The 26,750-nt window shown below is 36.0% G+C and carries 21 protein-coding genes; 5 read left to right on the top strand and 16 right to left on the bottom strand.

The features are described from left to right. Positions 1-9: 9 nt before the first annotated feature. From P0092_RS05125 to P0092_RS05100, 6 genes are all read right to left on the bottom strand, one after another. Entirely contained in the window at positions 10-1,476 is a 1,467-nt protein-coding gene (locus tag P0092_RS05125; protein ID WP_004616892.1) for a sensor histidine kinase, read from the bottom strand. 98 nt (positions 1,477-1,574) lie between these two features. Then, positions 1,575-2,597 (bottom strand): ABC transporter permease subunit, encoded by a 1,023-nt coding sequence (locus tag P0092_RS05120; protein WP_004616891.1) that lies wholly within the window; start codon positions 2,595-2,597, stop codon positions 1,575-1,577. After that, the gene (locus P0092_RS05115; protein ID WP_004616888.1) at positions 2,594-3,646 is read right to left on the bottom strand and encodes an ABC transporter permease; all 1,053 of its coding nucleotides are present in this window, start codon (positions 3,644-3,646) and stop codon (positions 2,594-2,596) included. Before P0092_RS05115 ends, P0092_RS05120 begins: the two co-directional genes overlap by 4 nt. After that, positions 3,639-5,171 (bottom strand): sugar ABC transporter ATP-binding protein, encoded by a 1,533-nt coding sequence (locus P0092_RS05110; protein ID WP_004616887.1) that lies wholly within the window; start codon positions 5,169-5,171, stop codon positions 3,639-3,641. The genes P0092_RS05115 and P0092_RS05110 overlap by 8 nt, the downstream gene beginning before the upstream one ends. 116 nt (positions 5,172-5,287) lie before the next feature. Then, positions 5,288-6,316, bottom strand: a complete 1,029-nt coding sequence (locus tag P0092_RS05105) for an ABC transporter substrate-binding protein (RefSeq protein WP_004616885.1) — start codon at positions 6,314-6,316, stop codon at positions 5,288-5,290. 198 nt (positions 6,317-6,514) lie between these two features. After that, a complete protein-coding gene (locus P0092_RS05100) occupies positions 6,515-7,417 on the bottom strand; it encodes an ArsR/SmtB family transcription factor (protein WP_004616884.1) in 903 nt (300 codons plus the stop codon). Positions 7,418-7,606: 189 nt separating this feature from the next. Between P0092_RS05100 and arfA the strand changes: the two genes are divergently transcribed. Next, positions 7,607-9,115, top strand: a complete 1,509-nt coding sequence (gene arfA, locus P0092_RS05095) for an arabinosylfuranosidase ArfA (RefSeq protein WP_004616882.1) — start codon at positions 7,607-7,609, stop codon at positions 9,113-9,115. 69 nt (positions 9,116-9,184) lie between these two features. Here arfA and P0092_RS05090 read toward each other — a convergent pair whose 3' ends face one another. Beyond that, positions 9,185-9,361 carry a hypothetical protein gene (locus tag P0092_RS05090; protein ID WP_004616880.1) on the bottom strand — a complete coding sequence of 59 codons (177 nt, stop codon included), beginning with the start codon at positions 9,359-9,361 and terminating at the stop codon, positions 9,185-9,187. 275 nt (positions 9,362-9,636) lie between these two features. Here P0092_RS05090 and P0092_RS05085 point away from each other — a divergent pair, with 275 nt between their 5' ends. Continuing rightward, complete coding sequence (locus P0092_RS05085; protein WP_004616878.1) at positions 9,637-10,269, top strand: response regulator; 633 nt, start codon at positions 9,637-9,639, stop codon at positions 10,267-10,269. Here the strand turns inward: P0092_RS05085 and P0092_RS05080 are convergent. From P0092_RS05080 to P0092_RS05050, 7 genes are all read right to left on the bottom strand, one after another. Then, complete coding sequence (locus P0092_RS05080) at positions 10,261-11,991, bottom strand: histidine kinase N-terminal 7TM domain-containing protein (protein WP_276187092.1); 1,731 nt, start codon at positions 11,989-11,991, stop codon at positions 10,261-10,263. The two genes, P0092_RS05085 and P0092_RS05080, sit on opposite strands and share 9 nt — an antisense overlap. 129 nt (positions 11,992-12,120) lie before the next feature. Continuing rightward, complete coding sequence (locus P0092_RS05075; protein WP_004616875.1) at positions 12,121-13,446, bottom strand: cellulose binding domain-containing protein; 1,326 nt, start codon at positions 13,444-13,446, stop codon at positions 12,121-12,123. Between the two features lie 171 nt (positions 13,447-13,617). Next, positions 13,618-14,514 carry a D-alanyl-D-alanine carboxypeptidase family protein gene (locus P0092_RS05070; protein WP_004616873.1) on the bottom strand — a complete coding sequence of 299 codons (897 nt, stop codon included), beginning with the start codon at positions 14,512-14,514 and terminating at the stop codon, positions 13,618-13,620. Between the two features lie 93 nt (positions 14,515-14,607). After that, positions 14,608-15,552 (bottom strand): GDSL-type esterase/lipase family protein, encoded by a 945-nt coding sequence (locus P0092_RS05065; RefSeq protein ID WP_004616871.1) that lies wholly within the window; start codon positions 15,550-15,552, stop codon positions 14,608-14,610. Positions 15,553-15,795: 243 nt separating this feature from the next. Further along, positions 15,796-17,298 (bottom strand): NTTRR-F1 domain, encoded by a 1,503-nt coding sequence (locus P0092_RS05060; protein ID WP_004616869.1) that lies wholly within the window; start codon positions 17,296-17,298, stop codon positions 15,796-15,798. 231 nt (positions 17,299-17,529) lie between these two features. Then, a complete protein-coding gene (locus tag P0092_RS05055) occupies positions 17,530-18,417 on the bottom strand; it encodes a hypothetical protein (RefSeq protein ID WP_004616867.1) in 888 nt (295 codons plus the stop codon). Between the two features lie 18 nt (positions 18,418-18,435). Then, positions 18,436-19,008, bottom strand: coding sequence for an RNA polymerase sigma factor (locus P0092_RS05050; protein WP_242831711.1), 573 nt, complete (start codon positions 19,006-19,008; stop codon positions 18,436-18,438). Between the two features lie 379 nt (positions 19,009-19,387). On the opposite strand from P0092_RS05050, the gene P0092_RS05045 reads away from it, so the two are divergent. From P0092_RS05045 to P0092_RS05035, 3 genes are read left to right on the top strand one after another with little or no spacing between them, the layout of a single operon-like run. After that, the gene (locus P0092_RS05045; protein ID WP_004616864.1) at positions 19,388-20,530 is read left to right on the top strand and encodes a LuxE/PaaK family acyltransferase; all 1,143 of its coding nucleotides are present in this window, start codon (positions 19,388-19,390) and stop codon (positions 20,528-20,530) included. Beyond that, complete coding sequence (locus P0092_RS05040; RefSeq protein ID WP_004616862.1) at positions 20,527-21,876, top strand: acyl-CoA reductase; 1,350 nt, start codon at positions 20,527-20,529, stop codon at positions 21,874-21,876. The genes P0092_RS05045 and P0092_RS05040 overlap by 4 nt, the downstream gene beginning before the upstream one ends. Before the next feature lie 29 nt (positions 21,877-21,905). After that, positions 21,906-22,679 (top strand): SDR family NAD(P)-dependent oxidoreductase, encoded by a 774-nt coding sequence (locus tag P0092_RS05035; RefSeq protein WP_004616860.1) that lies wholly within the window; start codon positions 21,906-21,908, stop codon positions 22,677-22,679. 125 nt (positions 22,680-22,804) lie between these two features. Here P0092_RS05035 and P0092_RS05030 read toward each other — a convergent pair whose 3' ends face one another. Together P0092_RS05030 and abc-f are read right to left on the bottom strand one after the other, a co-directional pair. After that, positions 22,805-24,253 (bottom strand): tryptophanase, encoded by a 1,449-nt coding sequence (locus P0092_RS05030; RefSeq protein ID WP_004616858.1) that lies wholly within the window; start codon positions 24,251-24,253, stop codon positions 22,805-22,807. Positions 24,254-24,826: 573 nt separating this feature from the next. Then, positions 24,827-26,704, bottom strand: coding sequence for a ribosomal protection-like ABC-F family protein (abc-f, locus tag P0092_RS05025; protein ID WP_004616854.1), 1,878 nt, complete (start codon positions 26,702-26,704; stop codon positions 24,827-24,829). Between the last annotated feature and the right edge of the window lie 46 nt (positions 26,705-26,750).

Genomic DNA, 26,750 nt, shown 5'->3' with positions numbered 1-26,750 from the left:
TTTTACAAATTAAATATTATAATGACGGTTTTGGGTGATTTTTGGGATGCAAATAGTAAACTCACTTCCTACACCATATTCACTTTTTACATCCAGTCCGTATTCAGTCCCAAAATTCAGCTTAATCCTTTCATTTACATTAAATAATCCAAATCCTTTTTGTCCGAGAGCATCTTCTTCTTTTGGCATTACAAGGAGCCTTCTAATCTTTTCAATTTGCTCCTGATTCATTCCGATTCCATTATCCTTTACCTTTAAATAAACAGTGTCCTCTTGGCAGTAGCCCTCTATAATTATTTTTCCCATTCCCCTTTTATTTTTTATTCCGTGATAAAGGGCATTTTCAACTATGGGCTGAAGTGTAAGCTTTAGAATACTACAGTTTTCAAGTTTCTCTGAAATATTTATCTCATACTCCAGAATATCCTGATATCTGTATTGTTGAATCTGGAGATAGCTTCTTATAAGCATCTCTTCTTCCTTAATACTTATATAGTCATACCCCTTACTCAAGGCAATCCTGAAAAACCTGGACAATGCACTTACCATCTGTATAACATCCTTGGTTTTGTTTCCTTCAGCCAGCCATATAATAGTATCCAAGGTATTATAAAGAAAATGGGGATTTATTTGAGCTTGCATGAGCTTTAATTCAGTCTTTCTTAAATTAATCTGTTCCAGCTTCACGTCCTCCACCAAACTGCCTATCTTTTCAATCATTGTGTTAAAACTTGTTGTTAACATTGCTATCTCATCACTTTCAGAATCCGGAACACGTGTGGTAAAATCTCCATTTCCAACTAATTTAGTTGATATACACAGGTTTTTTATGGGTTTTGTAATACTGTGTGAAATAAATTCAACCAAAACAAGAGTTACCATAAACAGTACTGCAAAAATTATACATGTAAAAGTAACATTTCTTTTTCTTTCCACTTCAATTTTATTATGTACCTTGTTCATCTGAAAGGTTTCAATATATACGTATTTTTGAATGGAATCCGTAATCATGGTTGTGGTAGTTCTGATATCATTATCAAGTATCATTAAATTCTTATCATACTTAGGACCATCTGCTTCTAAATTCACTTTAATAATTTCAGTACTGCGTTTAAGACTGTCAACATAATCCTTCATATATTTGGTAGTACTTTTGTTTTCAGGCATCAAAGCAGATTTTCTTAAATAATTAACTTTGTTATATGCATCTTCCAGCTTTTGAGATATTTCCTCTCTTTTAAAATTGCTTGACCCTATTACAATCTGATACATACTATAATCATATTCATTTTTGAATTTCTGAGAAAAGTCATTGGCAACAGATATGCTTTTATATATTGTATTATAGTAATCCGAATATGTACCCACTTGGAAAATAAGATAAGAAACAAATACCAGAAGCGGAATAATGGCAATAAACATCAAAGTTCTCATCTTTGTTTTTAATGATATGCCTAAATATTTTATAATTCTCATAATCATTTCTCCTCTTATATGTATCCCAAGCTTGAATGCACCAAAAGAGACAGTCTACTTTTATAGAAGACTGTCTCTTTCTATTTATTTTTTTAAGACTATTTACTCTTTCTTTTTATTGATGCAAAGATGCTCTGCAATATGATGAATATACATAGGAGTGCTGCAATTGCAATCTTTGTCCACCATGAAGACAACGTACCCTGAAAAGTTATGATTGATTCTATTGTACCTTTAATCATTACGCCAAACAAGCTGCCTAAGACATTACCGACACCACCTGTGAGAAGTGTTCCTCCGATTACTGCCGAAGCAATGGCATCCATTTCAAAGCCTCTTGCCTGTTCAACAAAGCCTCCGCAGGAATTAAGAGCAAAGGCAAAGCCTGCTAAAGCTGCAAGAAAACCATTCAGAGCATATACTTTCAGTTTTATTCTTCTTACATTTAAGCCCATCAGCAATGCGGATTGCTCATTTCCGCCAACTGCATAGATAGAGCGGCCGAATTTTGTATATTTTAAAACAATAAAAGCAATTATTAGCACAGCAATTGCCAGAATTACGCTGGGGTATATATAAGGATGAATTACTTTCCCCTTCTTTGTTACTGTTGTTATAAACGGTAAATATATCTTAGCATTTGCAATACCAAGGAAGGCTTTATTTGTAATAGTTATCATTTCGTCACTTATTATTGCCGTCATTCCTCTTGCAAAAAACAGACCCGCAAGTGTAACAATAAAGGGCTGGATGTTCAGATACGATACCAGAAATCCCTGTATCAGACCAAACACAACACCGACCACCAGAACAATTACTATGCTTACCCAAGCATCCATGCCTTTTTTCTCCATCATCCATGCAAGGAGCATACATGTCATTGCTATTACTGAGCCGATTGATATGTCTATTCCCGCCGTAATCAATACTATTGTCATACCTACAGCTGCAATTATGAGTCCGGCGTTACTTATAAACAGGTTTAAAAAAACTTGAGGCTTTCCAAAACCTTTGTCCTGAAATACTAACATGCCGGAAATGTATAACACAAAAAATAATACTATAGTTACAAACAGCAAAAAGTTATTGCCGCTTAATTTGCTCCGCAAACTCTTTATCATTGTGTCACCTTCTCTCCAGCACCACTGATTTTTTGCTTTTGACTAAAATTTTTGAAGAACTTTTTTAATTGCTTTGATTGCAAGGATACAATTATAATTACAACTATAGCTTTATAAACAGGCAGCTGGTCTGCCGATACTCCCATTGAATAAAGCGATGTAGACAACGCCTGTATGGTAACAGCGCCTATAACGCTGCCTGCCAAAGAGAATTTTCCTCCTGCCAGACTGTTACCGCCCAGTGCAACTGCAAGAATTGCATCCATTTCCAAATTCAGTCCCACATTATTTGCGTCAATGGAATAAATTCTGGAAGTGGCTATTGTACCGGCTATTCCTGAGCACAAGCCGCAAAATGCATAGGTTAAAAATATAATTAATGTTGAATTCAAGCCGATTAGTTTGCTGGCTTTTGCATTTATACCAACGCTTTGAACATACATTCCAATTGCTGATTTTTTCAGAAGAAGTGAAGTGAGTAGTACTACTGCCGCAGCTACAAAAATAGGTGTTGGCAATGGTACTCCCGGCAATACGGAACCAAGATACTTGAAGCTCTTAACTTTTATGTAAAGTATGTTTCCCCCAGTAATGAGCTGTGCTATACCACGACCGGCAGTAAAAAGTATCAAGGTTGCTACCATGGGCTGGATTTTCATTTTTGCAACAAGAAAGCCGTTCCAAGCGCCGCAAGCAGTGGCAGCCAGTATTCCTGCCACTACTGCAAGAACATATGGTATATTATATGCATCACCTGTTCCCAATAAGAAACACGTTACCGCACCGGTTACTGCCATTACAGACCCAACTGAAATATCCGTTCCTGCCGAGGATGCCACACACACTGTCATCCCTGCTGCAAGGATGATTAATTCGCTGGAACGGTTTATTATATCTATGAGATACCCGTAAAGTACCCCTTTACTGTTAATGGAAATATTAAAAAAGTCCGGAGTTCTGATTAGGTTCACAACCAATACTGCAAAGAGACACACTAATGGCCAGAACAGCCTGTACTTTGTTACCTTTTTAACTATTTGACTATTCATTAGCATCACCTCCTGCGATAACCTTCATAACCAGCTCCTGAGACAATTCACTTTCGTCAATTTCTCCAACTTTTTTGCCGTCTCGCAGAACTGCCATTCTGTTAACGGTACGAAGCATTTCTTCTATTTCCGAAGAAATAAACATAACCGTCATTCCTTTACTTGCAAAATCAACAATCAGCTTCTGAATCTCCGTTTTTGTACCAACGTCGATACCTCTTGTGGGTTCATCAAGAATTAGAAAGTCAGGCTCCGTCATAAGCCATCTACCCAGTATGACTTTTTGCTGATTACCTCCGCTAAGCTGTTTTATAGGAGTTTCTCGGCTTGCAGTTTTTATCTGAAGCATATTGATAAACTTATCAGTAAGTTCCTCCTGCTCCTTCTTACTTATAAGTTTAAACATACCTCTCTTAGCCTGCAGAGCAAGTATCATATTTTCTCTTACAGATAAATCTGAAATAATTCCTTCTTCTTTTCTGTTTTCAGGGCAAAAAGCCATTCCCGCTTTCATTGAATCTATGGGCGCTTTAAAACTGCACTTTTGCCCATTTACTTCAAGTTCTCCGCAATCCGCTTTATCGGCACCGTATATTACTCTTGCCAATTCTGAACGGCCTGACCCTAAAAGGCCTGCAAGACCAATTACTTCACCTTTTTTGATTTCCAAATCAAAAGGTTTGATAGTTCCGGTATGCCCCAATTCTTTTGCACAGATGAAGCTCTCCCTCGTTGCTTTGATTTCCTGTTCCTTTACTGCTTTTTTTATATGAGCCAAATCATCGAATTCCTTACCCATCATTTTTGCAACCAACTGAACTCTGGGCAGTTTTTCGACCTCATATTCACCTACCAGGCTGCCATTTCGTAGCACCGTAATCTTGTCACATACTGCGTATACCTGTTCAAGAAAGTGTGTTACAAATATTATACCTGTTCCCTGGGACTTTAATTTTCTCATTACCTCAAATAGTTTTTCAACCTCATATTCATCCAAACTTGATGTAGGTTCATCCAATATAAGCACTTTTGAGGTAATGTCCACAGCCCTGGCGATGGCAACCATCTGCTGCATAGCCACCGAATAATTGTCCAGAGATTTTGTAACATCAATATCAATATCAAAATTTAATAAAATCTCTTTTGCTCTTTTATTTATTGCTTTCCAATCAATACGGCCCGCCTTTTTAAGCTCTCTTCCGATAAAAATGTTTTCTGCCACCGAAAGGTTGGGACATAGATTTATCTCCTGGTATACAGTACTGATTCCGTTTGCTTGTGCTTCCTGGGGAGATTTATTAATAACCGGATGATTTATACCGTCTATAAGTATTTGACCTGATTCAAATTCTTCAACACCTGTCAAAACTTTTATCAAAGTACTCTTTCCCGCACCATTTTCGCCCATAAGAGCATGAATCTCACCTGTTCTCAATGTAAAATCAACATTGGACAGTGCTGTTACTCCGGGAAAAGTCTTGCAAATGTTTCTCATTTTAAGAACTTCATAACTTTCATTCCCCACGCATCTTCTCCATCCTTTCCCAATGAATTGCTGCAGTTAATCTTTTAAAAAAACAGGTGTGAAACAGTATTACATTCACACCTGTTTTTTATTTAATTACAACATAAGGATTCAAATTAATATTGACGATTTGGAAGCTCTTTTTCAGCTGTTTCAGCAGGGTAAACTTTTTCATCAACATACTGAATTTTTTCAACTTTGTCTTTATTCATAAGCTTTTTAGCAAGTTCAGCTACTCTTGGTCCGTGTAACGGATTACATTCTACTGATACGTTCATATCTCCGGCCATCATGGATTTGAATGCCGCTTTAACCGCATCAAAAGATACAATTGTCACATCTTTTCCGGGAACCTTTCCTGCAGCTTTAAGAGCATCAATTGCTCCAAATGCCATGTTATCATTCTGTGCTACTACTACATTTATATCTTTATATTGCTTGAGGAAGGATTCCATAACTTCCTGTCCTTTTGCCTGAGTAAATTCTCCGGTTTGTTGTGCCAATACTTTAAAGTTGCTGTATTTCTTTATTGTTTCGCCAAAACCTTTTGTACGGCCTATTTCAGCAGAAGAACCGATAGTTCCCTGAAGCACTACAACATTTTGTGTTTCGGTCTTACCTTTTTCTTTTATGTAGTTTGCCAACCACTCAGCTGCATTTACGCCTTCCTTCTGGAAGTCTGAGCCAACCCAACAGCTAAAGAGTGAATCATCGGAAACCTTTATCATTCTATCTACGATTATTACAGGTATTCCTGCGTTCTTTGCTTCTCCCAATACAGTTTCCCATCCGGTTTCTGTAACAGGTGCTATTGCAATAACATCAACGTCTTGTGATATAAAATCTCTTACTGCTTTAATCTGATTTTCCTGTTTTTGCTGTGCATCTGCAAAAATTAACTTAAAGCCGTTTTTTTCTGATAATGCTGATTTCATGGATGCAGTGTTAGCCACACGCCAGTCGCTTTCAGCTCCAACCTGTGAAAAACCTATCGTAATCAACTTATTGCTGTCTGAACCACTGGCAGCTGTAGATGTTTTAGCTGCCTGAGACGAATCAGAAGCATTTGAATCCGAACCTGCTCCGCAACCTGCCGCCATTACCAATGAGAAACACATTAGCAACGCAATTAACCTTTTCTTCATTTACTATTCCTCCTATAATAAACTTTACTGTCGGTATTTTCCACCAACAACACTATTTTATCAAAGCTGTTTACATATCGAAACAGAATATATTAAGAGTTTTTTATAATTATTTATTAAGTAAATTTTTAATTCAAATAGCCATATTGAAAAGTTGATTTTTTTATTATTTATGTTGAATAATTTATTAAACCAAAATTATATATAATATAACTTAAATAATATATCACGACTGTAATTCCCAAAGCCTTTACCAAATATTGTTACACCCCCGACATTCTGTGAATCAGGCAGTACTGCTATTTTAAAAGTCCAATATTTCTGGCGTATATCCAAAGACGAAAGTGCAGTATCGGAAACCTTTGTTCCATCTATATAAGAACCATCCTGTGTTATACGTATGGATTTATACAAACCGTACTGGCCAACCTGCAAGCTCCACCAATCGGGAGTATATCTTCCACGGCTGTTTCCATAATCTCCGGGGCTGGTCCATTGACCGACCTTTTTTTCATTAAGAAAAAAAGTTATATCCGAGGGCCAATTGCTGTTTATTCCAGGAGCTTCAGAACCAAGCTCCATTGATATTTCCAATTCTTCGGGCTGTTGTACGGATAGTAAGAAATTAGGAATTTTGTATTCTACATAGCCTTCCGTAAACCAGAGTATTCCTGCATTAACTCTGTCCGGCTCCAAAAAATATCTTGGATCATCAAACTCACCTATAACCTTTTCAGGGGTTGCTATTCCACAAGTGGCGGTAACCACAAAATTTGAATAATGGCCTATGGGCATTGAGAATTCGTGATAACTTCTTGTTTTTGCCTGTTTGCTTGGAAACTGGATTTCTAATGAATCTACATCAAGAAAACAGAGTTTCTGTACTGCCCCGTTAATACTTTTTCTTTCAGAGTGAACAATACCGGCTTTTTCCAGCTTTTTTACATGCATTGTCACTATTGCACTGCTAAGCCCAAGTTCTTGGGCAAGCTGTTTTATATTTAAAGCCTCTGTTGCAAGTAAATTAATTATTTTAATTCTCACATTGCTGCTTAAAGCTTCATAAACAGGCAGCCACTTTTCTGATATATCTATCTTCATTTGCATTTTGCTCCTCACTTCAAATTAATACAAGTATAAATTACACATTATAATTTGTAAATATAAAGTCAATAATTTGTATTGACATATAGGAAAATGGAATATACTATATAGTTATTAAGGTAATTATTAAGTAATTAACTTTATTATTAATTACTAATTTAATTTTAATACTAATTGGAGGTCAGCATGAATAACGCAAAAATGATACTTAACAAAGACTATATTGTAGGTGCCGTTGATAAAAGAATTTACGGCTCATTTATAGAGCATTTGGGGAGAGCTGTTTATGGCGGAATATATGAGCCGGGTCACCCAACAGCCGATAAACTGGGTTTTAGACAAGATGTCTCAGATATGATAAAAGAATTACAGGTGCCAATAGTAAGATATCCCGGAGGAAATTTTGTTTCAGGCTATAATTGGGAAGACGGTGTAGGCCCTGTAGATAAAAGACCAAGACGCACAGAATTAGCTTGGGCTACAATTGAGACTAATGAAATTGGAACCAATGAGTTTGCAACATGGGCTAAAGAAGTTGGAACAGAAGTAATGATGGCAGTTAATCTTGGTACAAGAGGGGTTGATGCAGCAAGAAATCTTATTGAATACTGCAACCTTACTCAAGGAACATACTATAGTGATTTGAGAAGGTCTCACGGTTACAGCCAGCCTCACAACATAAAAACCTGGTGTCTCGGAAATGAAATGGATGGTCCTTGGCAGATAGGTACAAAAACTGCGGAGGAATATGGAAGACTTGCCTGCGAAACCGCAAAAGTTATGAAAATGGTAGACCCTACAATTGAATTGGTAGCTTGCGGAAGTTCAGGAAGTGCTATGCCTACATTTGCACAATGGGAAGCTACCGTCCTCGAGCACACATATGAACACGTTGATTATGTTTCACTTCACACATATTACGGAAATCAAGAAGAAAATACTGCAAACTACTTGGCTAAAACTATGGATATGGATGCCTTTATAAAATCCGTTGTTGCAACCTGTGATTATGTAAAAGCAAAAAAACGTAGCAAGAAAAAAATAAACCTCTCCTTTGATGAATGGAATGTATGGTTCCACTCCAATGAGGCAGATAAAAAAATCGACAAATGGTCAATAGCACCGGCTCAGCTTGAAGATGTTTACAATTTCGAGGATGCATTACTGGTTGGAAGTATGCTGATAACTCTGTTAAAAAATGCTGACAGAGTAAAGATGGCTTGCCTTGCACAACTTGTAAATGTTATTGCACCAATAATGACAGAAAACGGCGGAAGTGCTTGGAAGCAGACTATTTACTATCCATACCTCCATACTTCAGTGTTTGGAAGAGGTACTGTTTTAAATACTATTATGAAAGCACCTAAGTTTGACACTAAGGATTTTACTGATGTTTCAGCTATAGATGCAACAGCGGTTATTAATGACAATAACGATGAAATTACGATTTTCGCAGTAAACAGGCATATGGATGACAGTATCACTTTGGATGTTGAACTCAATGGCTTTGGACAGTTTGAGGTTGTTGAACATATAGTTCTTGAGCATGATGATGTAAAAGCAGCTAACACCAAACAAAATCCAAACAACGTTGTTCCTAACAACAAGGGAAATGCAATTGTAGAAGACGGATGCATCAAGGCTTCCTTAAAGAATCTTTCATGGAATGTTATAAGAATGAAAAAAGTAAAATAGAATAAAATCTCTAAGAGGGTTGTTTTAAACCTGTACTTAGAAGTATAAATTGTATCAATGGTAGCTTGGTTAAAGATATTTTACCCGAAACTCTTGTAAATATCTTGGAGCAATCATTGATACAATTTTATATGCTGCTTTACAGCTAAGTTTCATATAATCAAATAAAGCTCTTAAAGTGAGAATCTTCCTATAGTCAAAGGCTTCATCTCCAAATTCAAAATCAAAAATTACTGCTTTTCTCAAACTACATCACCTACTTTTATTTAATATTATTGAAATAGCTTATAAAATTAGTTCTCTGTTTTTCCTCAACAATTATATAATTGATTACAGAAAAATTTTCTACTCTTGAAGGCCCTATAAAAACTATAGTAGACAGTCTTTCTGTAATTGAGCAAAAAGAAAACGTGTTAATAGAAAGACTCATGAATGAAATTTACCATAAATTATAATATACTAAAATGGAGTCACTCCCTCAGCTTGCACTGTTGTTAAATCTAAAAGAGAGGTGTACCAGTATGATTAAAATTGTAATAGCTGATGATATGCAAATGTTTCGCGAAAGTCTCAAATTCATGATAGAAAGCGATAAAGAAATGCAAGTTATCGGTCTTGTATCCAGCGGAAAGGAAGCATTGGATTTTTGCAATAGTAATACTCCCGATATGATTATAATGGATCTTAAAATGCCTGAACTGGATGGGTTTGAAGCTACAAGACTTATTAAGCATATGTATTCGGAAATAAAAATTGTCATTCTCTCAACTTTCAATGACGAAGTCAGTGTAACAAAAGCAGTCAAATATGGGGCAGACGGTTTCATAACAAAAGATATGGGATTATTGGAGCTTCATCATTCAATAAGAAGTATACATATTGGTTTAAGGGTTTTTGAGGATTCCGTTCTGTCAAATATTGTCAGCAAAATAGATACTGTATCTGCCGAGCCGGAAAAAGCTATAGATATTTCTCCAAGGGAGATATCTATAATAAAATTAATTGCGGATGGGAAAAGCTATAAAGAAATCGGCGAAACACTATACCTTGCTGAAGGTACAGTCAGAAATATTGTCTATAAGCTTTTAAGCCAGTTGGATTTAAAAGATAGAATTCAGCTTGCAGTATACGCAGCAAAAAGGAAATTAATCTGATAAAGGTATTTCAACATGTATACTGAATCCAGTCTCTCCACCTGAGCCAAAAGCTATGCTCCCATTTAAATTTTTAACCCTGTTTTCCATACCACTGAGCCCTATACCTTTTAATGGATTACTGCAGCCCTTTCCATCATCAAAAATAAAAAGTACGAGATTATTGTTATTAATATTAAATATAATATTTATAGTTTTTGCATTGCCATGTTTTAATGAATTTGTTAATGCTTCTCGGCAGATATTAAAGACCGTATTTGAAACCTCCTTATCCAGAGGATGAATAGTATTCCCATGCAGAGTAAAATCAACTTTTATTCCTGTCTGTTCAAAGCAGTGAATCATGGATTCTATTGATTCAAATAACGGAGTTCTCTCAAATGACGGCGATGTGAAATTTGAAACTGATAAACGTAGTTCACCAAGTGCCTTCTTGGAAATGTTTAATGCTGTTTCAATTTTTTTGTAGGTTTGTTCGGGTTTTTCCGAAAACGACAGCCTGCATACTTCTAAAAGGGCACCGAGAACTGACAGCGAATGCCCGACAGAATCGTGGATTTCAGATGCAAATTTGTTCCTTTCTTGTGCTATCACAAGTTCTTTTACAACTTTTGCATGTTCCTGAAGTCTTATGTTTGCCTCTAAAAGCCGATTATTCTTTTCATTAAGCTGTTTCGTCAGTAATTTATGTTCTCCTATATCATAGAAAGAGACTACTGCCCCCATAAACTCATTTTTATCAAAAAGCGGTTGATAATTAATCTGAAAATATATTTCAGAAGTCAGAGCCACTTCTCCTTTTATTCCTTCATATCCGCCTTCCCTGATAGCTTTCACTGCCTTTTTGCCATTCTCATCACATAGGCACTTATTCAATAGCTCCCTAGAAAATTCTTTTGCATTTACCTCTTCAATATTGATAAAATTATTAAACATATTATAAAATGCAGTATTCTGACTTGATATTTTACCTTCCAAATCAACTATAATGATACCTTCCCTTAAGTTCCTCATAATTTTTGGTAATGCCATGGGGAGAAGATTTAAAAACTTATACTTTACAGAAGCAATAAAAATGCAAATCATAACTATCAAAAAAACACTGGGAGCAATATCAATATCATTATAAATTAAATATATTCCTGATAAATAATACGCGATTATAATAATTTGGGAAAATAACGTTCCTCCTACAATAATGAAGGAACGTTTCCTTATATAGCTTCTGCTGCGCATTCCATGTACCCAAATAAAATAACACCCTGCAAATATATAAACATATTGCAGAATCATATGAACCCAGAACCCCCATTTGTAGCCTGCTACTCTAAGTCTGGCATAATCATATGCCAAAAAAGCTCCGTGATATTTATTAGTAATGCTTATAATATACATAATCAAAGAAGGAACTACTAAAAAAAAGATGTTTACCATTCTCCATTTATTGTTTCGAATTATTCTGCTATTTGTATAATAAAAACTGAAAACAAGCCATATAGGCCCCATTGCGAAAGCTGAAATATTTTTAATCCAATATAAGTACTCACCGAATGGTGCAAGACCCCATTTCACTGTGAAAATTATTCCTACAGACCAATTAAGCCAGAACAGAGACAATGTAATATAACTTTTTTCAATGGCATTTTTATTTTTCCTCAGTAATAATGCAATTATTGTAATAAATGAAACTATTGCATTTGTACCCGGAAGAATGTACCTCATCCACATGGCATGATAACCCTTTCATTTCACAGACTCAAGTTAATCCTAACACATTATTATGTATATAACACTTAAAGAATCCGCCGTAGGCCTATTTAAAAGGGCTTTTCAGCGGATTCTTAACTGATTTTAATTCAAATAGGTATTTAGAAAATCCAGTATCTTACTTTCGTATAAAGTCTTATCTTCTGTTAAATCACCGTTACAGTGACCGGATTGAGGCAGAATAATTTTGTCTTTAGGCGCATTTGCCGAATTGTACAGTACTTCTACATCCTCTACCGGAACCGAAGTATCATTCAGCCCCTGTATAAATAAAACTGGAATATTTATGCTGCTTAAAGCATTTGTAAATATTGATGGAAAAAAGTCTATACCTAATGACGCAGAGCCCTGTCCGAATTTATCTTCGTAAATATTCAAAAAATCCTGTCCTATTCTTTCCCATGTAAAATATTCTGAATACGTGGGTATATTTTGTGTTGCTCCATCCGATATAAGAACTTTTACATCGCTTCTGAGCGCGGTTTCCATCAGAGCTTTATTTGCACCATAAGAAAATCCATAAATGCCTATTTTGCTTTTATCTACATCATATCTTCCTTTTAAATAATCTATAGAACAACCAATATCGTCCAAATCATTTTTCATTAGCCCTATGTATTTTTCAGGAGTAGTATGATAATTCCAGCTTCTTGAATTATATACCAGAATCTGATAACTATTGTCAAGAAGGAATTTTAATTTAGGTACCTCCCACAATGCTGTACTCCCACGGCCATGAAGCATGATTATTGTTCCCTTTGGACAGGAAACAGGGAAGAAAATACCTTTAAGCTTGATACCATCCTTTGTCGGTATTTCCACATTCTCATATCTGGCTTGAATGTACTTCTCAACAGGGTTCTTTTCAATAATCTCGTAGCCTATCCTGAAGGGTTCATCTGATTCAAAGCTCGTAGTAGCTGTAACCATTCCATCTGCCCAGGACTTTTGAAAAGCAGTACCTTGCATAATTCCAAGATAATTTTGCCACTCAAGATCCTTTTTTGCCAATTCATCGTAAATATCCGTTACGGAATAATTAGTAGGGTCTGAAATATTTTGTCCGTTTGTACCCAAAAAACCAAAAGATAATTTTCCTCCCGGTGGAATAATTTGATTATATGCTTCACTCCTGATAATATAGTGTCCGCCCTCATTTCTTTCCAGTCTTGCATTCCAAATCTGTGAGATAATTTTATCCCAGTCAAACTCAATCTTCCATTGATCAAGCTCCTTGTTGCTTTTGTTCACAATTTCGATTTGCCCTTGAAATGCAGAATCCCACTCAGACATGGTTGTATACTTCACTTCATAGTCTGAATCTGCATATACCACAGGCACAAGCAATGTTAATAGTAGTGTAATCACTAAAATAAAACAAACTACCTTTCCAGTCACCATCTTTTTCATAACATCATTCTCCTTCCAAATAGTTTTGAAAATATGTTTTTCAGGAATTTATTACATATTCTTCTAATTGGATTATACGATTTTGTTAATCATTCTCGCAATGACAGTAAGTCACTATGTTTTTATATAGTAATCACAAAAACTATACAAGTAGTGGAAGTTTCTTTTTATTTATTTTCCTATGCTGCTATATACAGCGATTGCATCCGTTATATTAAACTGTTCCGAGTGACTGTCTCCCTTTGCACCGGCTGTAACAAAAACATATTCTTGAGTACCCACTTTGGAGAGACTTGCAAGACACAACCCAGCTGCACTGGTATATCCCGTTTTTCCTCCTAGAATTTCACCACCAGTAATTTTTTTGTTGTTGAGTTTTTCAAACATGGTGCTGTTAAAGGTTATCCCATCAGTATGCTTATTAGTAGGTTTTGTGGAATAGCGAGCTGAAGTAAAAATCTCCCGGAAAGTATCATTTTTCAAAGAATAACTCAGAAGAATAGCCAAATCCGCTACTGTTGTGTAGTGGTTTTCATTCTGAAGTCCGGTCACATTTTCAAAATGGGTATTTTTCATACCAAGTTTTGCAGCCTTTTCATTCATCATTTTTACGAAATTCTGCTGTGAACCCGCAACCTTATTTGCAAGTCCGACACAGCACTCAGCACCGCTTGGCAATAATACTCCATATAGCAAATCTAATGCTCTCACCTGCTCACCGGGTTGAAAACCTGCCATTGATGCATCTGCTTCATACAGCCCCCGGAACGTAGAATTTGTAAGTTTAATTTCTTCCTTAAGATCATGTATATTTTCCAGAGCAACAATTGCTGTCATTATTTTAGTTAAAGAAGCAGGATAAATTTTTACTCCGCTATTTTTATCCAGAAGTGTAGTGTGATCTTTTAAACGAATCAGAATAGCGTTAGGACTGTTCAGCTTGTCCAAAGCTATAGAGACAGTTGGATTTGGTTCTATCTTGTAAACAAAAACAGCAATAACCGCCATCATCATAAGTACAACCAATATACACATTCCTGATTTTTTCTTTTTCCCTTTTCGTTCCATAATAAAACAACCCCTTATACTGTGTTAATATAATTTAACCACAGTATAAGGAGCCAAGTTTGAATTATATCTTATGAACTTCTTAATATTTTCTTATTTACCTAAATCATTTTTGATAGCATTATACCAAACATCCGCCATCTTGTTATAGCCATTTTGGTTACAATGAACTCCATCAGCTAAATCGGATGTAGTAACTGCACTGTACATATCAACAACAAACACCGGCTTTCCTTGACTAGCCTTGTTTTGGACAACTTGAGCCACTTGATTGTTATAGTTCCTGACATCTGCATAGCTTATAGGAATAACTTTAGCAACATAGAGCTTGCCATCACTTGGTAATTTAGCACATATCTTGTCAATTAACGAACTTAACCTGTTAGGTGCATTATTCAAATCATATTTTTGTGAGATATCATTTGTACCTATGTGTAATAAAACAATTTTGGGTTTATATGTAGTCATCCATCCATTGATGTTAGAATCAATCTGATCAATACGCCAACCGGAGTGGCCTTCATGGTTCTTATCACCAAGTTGGCTGGGACCGTTTGACATAGAGCCTACAAAATCAACTTTTTGTCCGGCATTTGTTATATTACTCCATAGCTTTATTCTGTAAGCTCCCGGTACAGTTATACCGTCAGTTATTGAATCTCCCAAAGGCATTATAACAGTAGTAATGTTTGAAGGCGGATTTTTAGGAAACTTTGTAATGAGTCCTAAAATATATTGCTTTAATAAGGATAAATCCAATGCTGTTATTTTTGCATCACCATCAAGGTCAGCAGCATATAAATCATCCTGAACAGGTAGGTCTGTAACGGTACCAATTAAGAATTGCTTCATTAGAGAATAATCAAGTGCATCAATCGCACCATCTCCGTTCAGATCACCGATAAGTGCTGCTGCCGCTGCAGTTACGGCTTGTGAAGTGGTTTGGTTATCCTGATTAGCACTAGAAACTGAACTTACACAAAGACAAATACTTACCACCATTACTAATGATAACAGTCTTTTTCTTAAACTATACATTGTTTTTCCTCCTTTGAACAGTTCTTATCTTAATAGATTAAGAACTTTTAATAAGACTTTTTATCAACACTAATTTAATTATAGTCTGTAAATGTTTTACATTTCAATGTAAATCTTTTTGGCATTAGTAATATAAATTTTGGAGTTTTATTACAGTAATATTTTTTACAAACACCATAAAAACTGCCAGCAGATTATTTCTACTGGCAGTTTTTATGGCACTTCAATGTGCATTTTTATCTGTTACCTTTGATCACTGATTGTAGCAACACTATTACTGTTTACTAATTCGGTCAACGGATCGTAAGGAGCCCCCGTAGGTGTGCCGACAAGTAATGCAATATCAACTGCATTCTCCGGATTACCCCACGAATTCCCTGAAATAACAAAGATCGCACCATCAACAACAAATCCACGTGTGTTGTAAACAATATTATTAATAATATAACCTGTAGAATTAGGATTCAAATATGCAGGTTGTCTGAGAGAGTAAAAGATGTTTTCTTCAACAATCAAATTTGTTACATTTGATTGCGTTACAAATCCACGATTTACTACCCAGTCAGTAGACGGCCCTGCTTGAGGCGGTCCATAAATCACATTGTCAGCAAGTTTATGATTTGCTCCTGCAAGTTGAATAAATTCAACTGCATATGCAGCATTACTGGTAATAGTCAAGCCATCAATAGTAATACCGCTTCCAGTAACAAGAAAAGCTATTACTGCAGCTTGCAATACAATAAGCGTATCGGGATATCCCTGCAATGTCACACCTGTTTTATTTACTGTCACTGTAGACGTAATGGGATAAGTCCCTCCCAGTACGTGTACAGTTCCTGTAGGAGATACAGCGTCCAAGCCTTCCTGTATAGTTCCAAAAGGACTCGCCTGTGTACCGTCTCCTCCTACTGCACCTGCTTGCACGTAAACCTCAAAAGGATTAGGCTCTACCGTACCAGTTGGTCCGGTTGGTCCCGCGGGTCCTGTGGCTCCCGTTGGGCCTGTCGGGCCTGCAGGGCCTGTGGCTCCAGTTGCTCCTGTTGCGCCCGTTGGACCTGTGGCTCCGGTAACTCCTGCTCCTGTCGGGCCTGCGGGGCCTGTGGCTCCAGTTGCTCCTGTTGCACCCGTTGGACCTGTGGCTCCGGTAACTCCTGCTCCTGTCGGGCCTGCGGGGCCTGTGGCTCCAGTTGCTCCTGTTGCTCCCGTTGGCCCTGTTGGTCCTGTCGGGCCTATTGGGCCTGTTGGTCCTGTCGGGCCTGTCGGGCCTGTCGGGCCAACTGGAGGTGTACCTCCGCTAATCAAAGATACATCATCTACAACTACATTAGCTGTGCCTGCCTCAGCCTGCTTACTGATTGAAACTATAGCCTGTGTTGTCCCGGCAGGGGCGGGCACAGTTACCCCTGTGAATTCCTGCCAATTACCCAGAGCCGCATCTGGAAGAGTTCCTGCCGGAATGCTTATTACCAAACCTAGTCCTAGATAGCTAAAAGAAGCATTGAAATATGAAATGGTAATTGTTGTAAGCGGATTAGGTTGGGCTCCTACCTTTCCAAGATATGCAGAAAAATCACAGCTATCGCTAAAAGTTCCTTGTATAATTTGATATATTACCGAAATTCCGTCTTGAAGCAACGCAGAAAAATTTCCGGAGTGCTTATACAGAGAAGTAATACTTGCATTGTCTACAAGCCAAGGAGGAAATGAGCCAGTCTCAAAACCGCCATTTACGATTAATTCAATCAATTTTTAAATTCACCTCCTAAAATTATGGATAGAGCATACTGATAAATGCGTAAGCTCATAAACATTATATGAGTGATGGTTAACTTATGTACGTATACTAAGTTAATATTAATATACTTTATGTAATGCTAGAAATTTGAGTATGTTGGTAACGCAACATAAAACAAGACACAAAAAGCCTTCTTTTTAAGAAAAACTCTTGTGTCTCGAATTTGGATTATTTAAGGTATATTACTTTTGAGTTTTCATAAATGCCTCTGCTATTTTTACTGTTTCATTCATAGACATTGGTTTGTCGTCTAAGGTTACAATCGTATAGGTAGAACCTTTAGTTGTCCAAAATAATGCATTTGCTGTTCCCTTTCCCACAGGTTTATTGGTCATGTCTTTGCCCTTGTAATCAGTAAATGATTCAACTATCCATTGTGCATTTATATTCCCCACTTTTGTTTGTACAACTTTTGAAATATCATGATTATTTGAAAATACTTTAACAGAGGTATCCATGACAGCAATATTAAAAATGTTTCCTTTACCGTTTCTGTAAGTACACGAAACACTTCTGTATGGCAGATATTCATGAAGACTTTTAAAAGCATTTTCATCATTAATAGCATTTTCAACAACATCTTTTAATGTGTCAAAGGTTTCATAACTTAGTGTCTTATTAAAAGCAACTACCTCAGCTTTTTTCTGTAAATCTAAATCTTTATAAAATTTTTCAGGAATACGAATCTTGATTCCCAGTTTTTCAGATAGCTCTTTATCATTTAAAGAGGTAGCTTTGCTAATACTGGGATTAATTAAAACCTCGTTAGCAGGCCTTTCAATAATATTATTGTCTTTATCCATAATGAATACTGTTTTAATATTACTAATAAATCCTACAGCTATGGCCCTTACATTATCAGACGCGGCAAATGTTACAACTATTAAAACAAAAGCTATAACTGCAGCCGCAGCATATTTTTTAAAACCGGTATAAAGGTTTTTTTCCTTTTTTCGCTTATTAACTTCTAAAAGAATTTCCTGAATACTATTCTCAGATACTTCTATCTCATTAGCTGTGTCATTTATATTTTTTTTAATTATATTATCGAATAATTGATTATTATTCATCTGTATCGCTCCTCTCTTTTACAATATATTAAATCCCTCTTCTTGATTATCATAAAATACACCATTGAGCTCCCCATAAAGCTTTTTTCTTGCATTATGGAGTCTGGATTTTACAGTTCCTGAAAAGCACCCCAGCACCTTGGCTATCTCTTCAACTGTCATATCATTATAGTAATATAATATAGCAACTGTTTTCAGTGGCAAACTCAGTTTGTCCAGAGCATTCCTTACTTCCATTCTAGTCTCACTTTTGTGTAGTCCGCTATCAGAGCCGGATTCTGCACTAAAGTCCTCAATATTTCTATCACCAACAGAAATAACTTGATTGTGTTTTTTTACCATCCTACGACCGGTCCTTAGTAAAATCTTATAAAACCATACATCAAAGGCTTCCGGTGCTTGTAATTTTTTTATACACAGGAAGCATTGAATAAATGCTTCCTGTACAATATCTTCTGCGATACCTTTATGGCCTGAAATAAGATAAGCCGTGCCAAGGGCGTTCTTACCATACAAACTGTATATCTGGCTAAAACCGGCTGCATCACCACGCTGACATCGCTCAATAAGTTCTTTATCTTCCACAAGCATTCCCCTTTCTACATTAATAGGAGCTCCTTTATAATAAGAGTGTAAATTGTACCATGAAAGGTTCACTGTATGCCAAAATTTATTAAAAACATCTCAAGTAAACAGAAGTACCTTTATTATTTTTTAATTCTACTATAACAATCCAGTATATGGAATTAAGCATACCTTTTCTTTTACGTAAAAATCAAATCATAATAGAGAAAAGCGGCGATATTCTTTACACAATATGTAATTTGAGCAATTTAATAACAAAATTGGCAGTTAACAAAAACCCATTTAAGTAATATACTTTTATATGTAAATATTTGTATTTTAAATATATTTTAAATTCAAATATTTATAATTACATATTTAATAATTTGCAAAAGGAGTGACAAAAATGTACACATCACAGTTTTTTTCAGATTTCAAAAAAAACTTAGAGGGCCAGTACGAAGATTGTCCGGGATACAGGTTGTTGAGTCAAAACCAGTCCTTTAATCCATATAATGATTTGTTATGCGAAGATGATATAAAAAGAGTTCCGTTTGTAGCTACAACACTTTTTAAAAAATCGAATATGCTATTCAAAGATTTGCTAAGGGTAAAGCCTGATGAGGTTGATAAATGGACTATTTCCAGCAGTACTTCAGGTGATCCAAGTATCGTTGGAAGAATTGAGTCTGATATTACTCAATTAAGAAAATTTGTGGAACTTCAAAATGATATTTTTCGTCCAAATGGAGGCTATGATTGCGTATTTTACCCGCATCCTCATGAGATGAACAGCTATGCCAGTCAGTTAATATTCGGCAAACCTACAGAATCTTATATCGGCAATGTAATGAGTGTCTTCAATTTTAGCAAAAACACAAACTTTTTACTGAAGTTAGTAGATAATGACTTTGTTTTAGACATTAACACCTTTATAGATTTTATTAATCGTCATAATGACCAAAATGACGATTTGTCCATAAGAGGCTCTACTCTTTTACTATATAATACAGTGGAACAGATTAAAAACGAAATCTCCCCCGTAAGGCTTGGAAAAAATGCAATCGTTCATACCGGTGGAGGAGGCTGGGATGGCAAAAAAGGTAATATTTCTTCCGAAAAAGAAATTGAACGGTTCAGATTTGTTGAGGAAATTTCTCAATTTCTTGGGATTCCTGAAGAAAACTTTATTGATACATATTCTTTTACTGAAAATAGTACTCCAATAACCGGACATTATTCTAAGGAGTTCAAAGACTACTATTTTCATGTGCCCGAATGGATAAAAATAATAATAAGAGACCCCAAAACTCTTGAACCTTTAGAACATAAAGGAGCCAAGGGTTTTATACAGGTTTTGAATGCTTACGGTACAAACGCATACGCAGGAGCTTCTGTACTTGTAGATGATATGGCTGAAATTATTTCAACAGATTGCTGTCCTGAATGCGGACAAAAATGTATGACTCTCAGCATCACAGGAAGGGTAAAAGGCTCTGAAGCAAAAGGGTGCGGAGCTACATTAAGTGTGAGGAGTGACGTAGCATGAGAATTGAATACTCAACCGGAAGCAATATTATTAATAAGAAGGTAAACGGACTTGAGCTGGAATTGGTTTGTGCGAACAAAGCTGAACTGAGTGAAGAAATATCCCGGCTGAATAATAATAAAAAGAAAGCTCATGGTATATCCCTTGATAAAACCATTGATTTATTGGACAAATGTGCAAAACTGTGGCTAAACGATAATTACATGGCACAACATCTGGATATTATGTCTAAAATAGTAAACCAAAGTCCGGAGCTTGTCAAAAGTGAGCTTATGGGCTCCTTTTCAATGCTTCTGAGAGAAAATATTGAAAAAATGATAAAGGAAGAGCTTTGCTTTCCGGAAATTCTCGACAGTTGGGTGAAGACAGGTTACGGCTATGTAAAAAGGCAGCCTAGAGGAACTGTTTTTCACAATATTTCAGGAAACGCTTTCGTAGTAATTCCGGTCAGTATGTCAATGGGGCTTCTGTCAAAAAACTGCAATCTGGTAAAAGTATCAGGAGACGAACCGTATTTTGCATATGCATTTTACAAAAGCTTATGTGAAATAGATGCGAGCATTTCTGACAGACTGTCTGTGGTTTATTTTGACAGCAGTCAGCCGGACATATATGAAACGGTAATAAAAGACTGCAATAACGTAATCCATTGGGGTGGTGAGGAATCTAGAAAAAGCATTGCAGAAATCTGTGCAAAATACGGTGTGGATCTTATTTCACATGGTGCCAAGATTAGCTTCGAGGTTATTGATGAGATGGAAGATATTCAAAAAACCGCACAGAATGTTGCAACAGATATGGTAATGTGGGAGCAAAAAGCCTGCCTTTCCCCTCGAATTGTTTTTGTTAACAAAAATCTGGATGTTGTGGAATTCTCACAGTCCCTTGCAGGGGCACTGAATAATATGGCATCTGTTTTTCCAAAAGCTTATATGACCTCCTGGAATTCCATAAAAACCATACAAGACAGGCAGTATTGCACGCTGAAGTATGGTTTGAAAAACAAAGTTGAAATGTTTTCTTCGTTCAACGCCGACTACACAGTTATACTTAATAACGGAATGCCTGATAAAGAAGACATGGACAAATGTTTTTACAGATTTGTGTTCGTTTGCCCGTATGAAGATATAACCGAGGTTTATAAGTATGTAGAATTCAATATCAAGGACTATTTACAAACGATGGGATACAGCGGAAACAATGAGGAATTTATTGAAGACATGGCCAGGCTGGGTGTAAGTATTATTACAAGTCCCGGTGAAATGTCAATGCATCGTCCCGGAACTTCACATGACGGTATTTTCAATTTACAGGAACTTACATATGCAGTAAGCCGACAGTTATAAAAATATCATTAAGAAACAGGTGATTTACTATGGATATAAATGGTAAAAAAATAATTTTAACCGGTGCTTCCTCCGGTATAGGAAAGGAAGTATTAAAGGAACTTTCAAAATATGACGCAGACATAATCGCAGTAGCCAGAAATGTAAATAACATACCTAAATTTAGCAATAGAATCATTACTTATTCATGTGATGTTTCAAACAAAGAAAATATTGATATGCTGTTTGAGTATGCAACCAAAACCTTTGGAAAAGTGGATATTTTTATTGCCAATGCAGGATTTGCCTACTGTGAAGATATACAGGAGGCGGATTGGGAGCATATCGAAAAAATATATCTGACAAATGTGGTTTCACCCATCTATTCACTGGAAAAAATGAAGGTCATGAATGAGGGCAGAAAGTATTCGGTTTTAATTACCTGTTCAGCTGTCAGCAAAGTTGCTTTGCCGGGGTATTCACTGTACTGCTCCACTAAAGCAGCTGTACATTCCTTTGGTGACGTTTATAGATATGAAGAAAATGACAAGGGGCATCTTTCACTTGTTTACCCTATTGCCACCGATACCAACTTTTTCAAAAACGCCGGCAATAAAGCTCCTGTCCCATGGCCTGTTCAATCTACCGACAAAGTGGCTAAAGCAATGGTTAAGGGAATCCTCAAAGATAAAAGATTTATTTACCCCTCAAAGTTGTTTACAGTTTTGAATGTACTGAACAGGTTTTTTCCATTCTTATATCATTTTTATGCTCTGCGTAATTCTTCAAAGTTTAAAAAATGGCTTGGAGCGGAGTATCAATAAATAGGTTAAATCTTAGTATTTTCATTCTGACTAAATCAGGGCTATCCTGCCGGACATAAACCATATAGCTTATATCTCCGGCAGGATAGCCCTGTACTTCTGTTCAAATATATAATTATTTTATCCTATAAGTTATCTCCAAAATCCGCTTTAAACTTTGCAACCAGTTCAGTCTGCCAATCTGAAGCTGTTGCCAGTTTACCAAAGAAGAAACGTAATATTGGGGGTTCTTCCACAAAGGTTAGGCCACCAACCAATTTACGGTTTTCATATAGCCAGCGAATACGATCAATAGCATAATTGACTTGTGAAAGAGTAAATACGCGTCTGGGCATTGCCAGTCGTAAAAGTTCCATGTTAGAGAATGTTTCATTTCCATTTTCATCTCTCTGCTCCGAAACTGTTCCTCTCTCCATTCCACGCACACCACTCACTAAATAAAGTGCCGAAGCAAGCGCGCCTGCAGGATATTGGCTTTGAGGAACATGTGAAAGAAATTCCATGGCATTTATATGACATCCCAAACCACCTGCCGGAGTTACCACGGGTACACCATGCTTTTTAAGTTCATTAACCATGTATTCAATAAACTGAGGTCCTTGATTAATCATATTCTCATCCATTGTTTCATCAAGACCTACTACTATCGCTTCCATTTCACGAACAGACATACCTCCATAGGTTAAAAAACCCTCATAAAGCGTTACCAGCTCACGGAGTTTTAAATATACAGCTTTATCATTAGTGCAAATCCCACCCCCACGTGCACATCCAAGCTTACGTGCAGAAAAATAAATTACGTCGGACAAATCTGCCATTGCACGGGTGATTTCTCTTATACTCATATTTTTGCAGACTTCTTCACGGGTTTTAATAAAATGCAGATTGTCTGCTAATAGGCTTGCATCCAATATTAACATAATGTCAAAATCTTTACAGACAGTATGTACTTCCTTCATATTTTGAAGTGAGAAAGGCTGTCCTCCTATCAGATTTGTACCTGCTTCCAAACGAACAAAGGCAATTTTTTCAGCGCCGTGTTTGGTAATTAATGCTTTCAGCTTTTCAACATTCATATTGCCTTTAAAAGGATATTCGCTGGTAATATTTAAACCTTCATCAATAATTATTTCTTCTACTGTACCACCATTTAAATAAACATGAGCTTTTGATGTCGTAAAGTGATAATTCATAGGAATTACGGAACCTTGCTTCACAAATGCCTGAGAAAGAATATTTTCACATGCTCTTCCCTGATGTGCAGGAAGAAAATATTTTTTACCAAAGATTTCTGTTATTTTGTTTTCCAGTTTTGTAAAAGTCTCAGAACCGGCATAACTATCATCGGCCTCCATCATGGCCGCCAACTGCTTATCACTCATTGCATTTACTCCGCTGTCAGTAAGCATGTCCATAAAAACATCACGGTTTTTTAATAAGAACGTGTTATTTCCTGCTTCTTTAATAGCTTCCAAGCGACGTTCAATAGATACTAAATTCAGTTTCTGGACAATTCGTACCTTATGCATTTCTAAAGGTACATTTCCACCGTAATAAAACTTTACATTAGACATTCACTAATCACTCCTGTTTATTATTTTATAAACCTTTTTAGCTGATATTATGATTTATAACGCAGAAGTAAAAAATAAATCATTTGAGAGCAAAATACCCTATACATAGGATATTTCGAAAGAAAAGTTCTCTTTATTTTCATTTATAATCATGTACGAACGAAAAGCCTAAAAATAGATACTTTCGCTATGTGTTATATAAAATAACAACGAAGTATAATTAGTAGTCAATTCATATGAACATAATTTACTAAAAACTTGGAGTTTAACTTAAATGACTTTTTCTACCGTGCTACCATACTACCATGCTACTTGTATATTTTATAATAAATTTGAAAAATATTCAATATTGTCTGTTTTTTTGCAATTGAAGGCTGATTTTACTTTAAAACTTGTGATTACGGTTAGAAACAGACATAAAGCAAGGTGCAAAGAACTCCATAATTGGGAAGCCTTTTACACCTTGCTTTTCATTGAATTACAATATTCGAAGGTTTACTGGGAAACGACCATATTACCCTTGAAAAATCAAATATTGGAAATGGAATGGGGTATGTCTTTTTAATTAAGCTGTTACTTAAAATACTCTTCTATCAATTTTTCAATACCTGTTTGCAGCTCAAGTTTTTCATTAAATAACTCGGCTAACTTTTCATAGTTATGGCTATATTCAACAATTTCTGCTTCAACAAATTTCAACTTTTCTTCTAGTGCCTCTATTCTCATTTCTAAATTTTGTTTGCTGCATGGATTATTAATGATTTTAGGTGCTTTTTCTTTTTTAACTTTATTTTTACCCTCGGCAGCCTTATTAATTGTTAATTCATTTTTTATCTGTAACGATTTTCCTTTATAGTATTCATAATTGCCACCATAAGAAACAAGAGCTCCGTTGCATAATTCAACCACTCTACTTGCTATATTATTTATAAAATATCTATCGTGAGATACAACCACAAGAGTACCTTTAAATTCTTTCAAATAGTCCTCTAATTCCTCTCTAGAATCAATGTCCAAGTGATTTGTGGGTTCGTCTAAAATCAGTAAGTTCACTTCGCTATACATAAGTATGGCTATCTTGAGCCTGCTTCTTTCTCCCCCAGATAACGCTCCAACCTTTTTAAATACCATTTCACCGTAGAATAGATATTTAGCAAGGAATTCTCTTGCCTTTTCTTCATTTATAGCTATATCTTCTCTAAAGCATTCTAATATTGTCTTATTCTCATCCTCAAAGTTTATTGTCTGAGGCAGATAGCCAAGCTTTACCGATGCTCCCAAGGAGGCTGTCCCCTTATCCGCCACTTCAATTCCCAGTAGAATTTTCATCAGGGTTGACTTTCCGCACCCGTTTGCACCTATTAATGCCACAGCCTCACCATATTTTATAAATAGCTCGGAGTCTCTAAGAAGAGCTTTTTCACCATAGCTTTTACATAGCTTCTTAATTGTAACAACATCGTTTCCTGACCTGTTTGCAGTATTTAAACTAATTTTAATGCTATCTTTTTCTAGAACAGGCTTATCTACTCTTTCAACCTTATTTAAATGCTTTTGCATACTGGCTGCCCTTCTGAAAAACTTGTTATTTCCCCCCCTCATTCCCCAATCTCTTAATTGAGCAATAGCCTTTTCCGTAGTTTTAATCTTTTTTTGCTGTTCTAAAAATAAATCCATCTGTAGTTGTAATTGCTTTTCCTTCTCTTCTACAAAAGCCGAATAGTTACCATTATAACTTTTAGAGGTCATGTTCTCTATCTCAATAATCTTTGTAACCACATTATCCAAAAAGTATCTGTCATGCGAAACTATTATTACTATCCCTCTGTAAGCTTTCAGATATGCCTCAAGCCATTCCATCGTATCTAAATCCAAATGATTGGAGGGCTCATCCAGCAGTAATATTTCAGGATTTTGTAGTAACATTTTCCCAAGAATAACTGTAGTTTTTTCTCCTCCGCTTAATTGTGAAAACAATTTTTCTTTAAACTCATCATTAATCTTGAGTCCTGTACAAACTTTGCTCAGCTTTTCTTCTTTTTCGTATCCGCCAAGGCTTTCATAATTAGCCTGAAGACTGGAATAACTATTTAGAAGTCTTTCAATATTAGCTTTATCAGCTGATGCAAGCTGTTTCTCAATTAATACCAGTTCTTTGTGAAGACCATCTGTCTTTTCAAAGGCTATATTTAATACGTCTATAACCCTAATGCTATTCGGATAAATAGGCATTTGCTCAAGATATCCTAATGTTGCACCTTTTTTTATAGATAACATGCCCGCATCATAACCTTCTAAGCCCATAATTATTTTTAACAGGGTACTTTTACCGCAGCCGTTACTGCCTACAATTCCTACTTTTTCAGAGGTATGTATCTCAAAAGTTATATCCTTTAAAACCATGTTTGCTCCATAATACTTTTGTAATCTATTTATTGCTAATTCAATCATTTTTATCTCCATTTCGGGAGAGGTGAAATTATTTACCCCTCCATTT

The organism is Ruminiclostridium papyrosolvens DSM 2782 (assembly GCF_029318685.1).
Lineage (GTDB): Bacteria > Bacillota > Clostridia > Acetivibrionales > DSM-1351 > Ruminiclostridium > Ruminiclostridium papyrosolvens.
Note: the sequence above shows the minus strand (reverse complement) of the source record. Positions and strands in the feature narration are given on the sequence as shown.

Bases quoted from the DNA above. Each gene is read 5' to 3' on its own strand.
- P0092_RS05125 (WP_004616892.1), bottom strand. From the start codon at position 1,476: ATGAGAATTATAAAATATTTAGGCATATCATTAAAAACAAAGATGAGA.
- P0092_RS05120 (WP_004616891.1), bottom strand. From the start codon at position 2,597: ATGATAAAGAGTTTGCGGAGCAAATTAAGCGGCAATAACTTTTTGCTG.
- P0092_RS05115 (WP_004616888.1), bottom strand. From the start codon at position 3,646: ATGAATAGTCAAATAGTTAAAAAGGTAACAAAGTACAGGCTGTTCTGG.
- P0092_RS05105 (WP_004616885.1), bottom strand. From the start codon at position 6,316: ATGAAGAAAAGGTTAATTGCGTTGCTAATGTGTTTCTCATTGGTAATG.
- P0092_RS05100 (WP_004616884.1), bottom strand. From the start codon at position 7,417: ATGAAGATAGATATATCAGAAAAGTGGCTGCCTGTTTATGAAGCTTTA.
- arfA (WP_004616882.1), top strand. From the start codon at position 7,607: ATGAATAACGCAAAAATGATACTTAACAAAGACTATATTGTAGGTGCC.
- P0092_RS05085 (WP_004616878.1), top strand. From the start codon at position 9,637: ATGATTAAAATTGTAATAGCTGATGATATGCAAATGTTTCGCGAAAGT.
- P0092_RS05080 (WP_276187092.1), bottom strand. From the start codon at position 11,991: ATGAGGTACATTCTTCCGGGTACAAATGCAATAGTTTCATTTATTACA.
- P0092_RS05075 (WP_004616875.1), bottom strand. From the start codon at position 13,446: ATGAAAAAGATGGTGACTGGAAAGGTAGTTTGTTTTATTTTAGTGATT.
- P0092_RS05070 (WP_004616873.1), bottom strand. From the start codon at position 14,514: ATGGAACGAAAAGGGAAAAAGAAAAAATCAGGAATGTGTATATTGGTT.
- P0092_RS05065 (WP_004616871.1), bottom strand. From the start codon at position 15,552: ATGTATAGTTTAAGAAAAAGACTGTTATCATTAGTAATGGTGGTAAGT.
- P0092_RS05055 (WP_004616867.1), bottom strand. From the start codon at position 18,417: ATGAATAATAATCAATTATTCGATAATATAATTAAAAAAAATATAAAT.
- P0092_RS05050 (WP_242831711.1), bottom strand. From the start codon at position 19,008: ATGCTTGTGGAAGATAAAGAACTTATTGAGCGATGTCAGCGTGGTGAT.
- P0092_RS05045 (WP_004616864.1), top strand. From the start codon at position 19,388: ATGTACACATCACAGTTTTTTTCAGATTTCAAAAAAAACTTAGAGGGC.
- P0092_RS05040 (WP_004616862.1), top strand. From the start codon at position 20,527: ATGAGAATTGAATACTCAACCGGAAGCAATATTATTAATAAGAAGGTA.
- P0092_RS05035 (WP_004616860.1), top strand. From the start codon at position 21,906: ATGGATATAAATGGTAAAAAAATAATTTTAACCGGTGCTTCCTCCGGT.
- P0092_RS05030 (WP_004616858.1), bottom strand. From the start codon at position 24,253: ATGTCTAATGTAAAGTTTTATTACGGTGGAAATGTACCTTTAGAAATG.
- abc-f (WP_004616854.1), bottom strand. From the start codon at position 26,704: ATGATTGAATTAGCAATAAATAGATTACAAAAGTATTATGGAGCAAAC.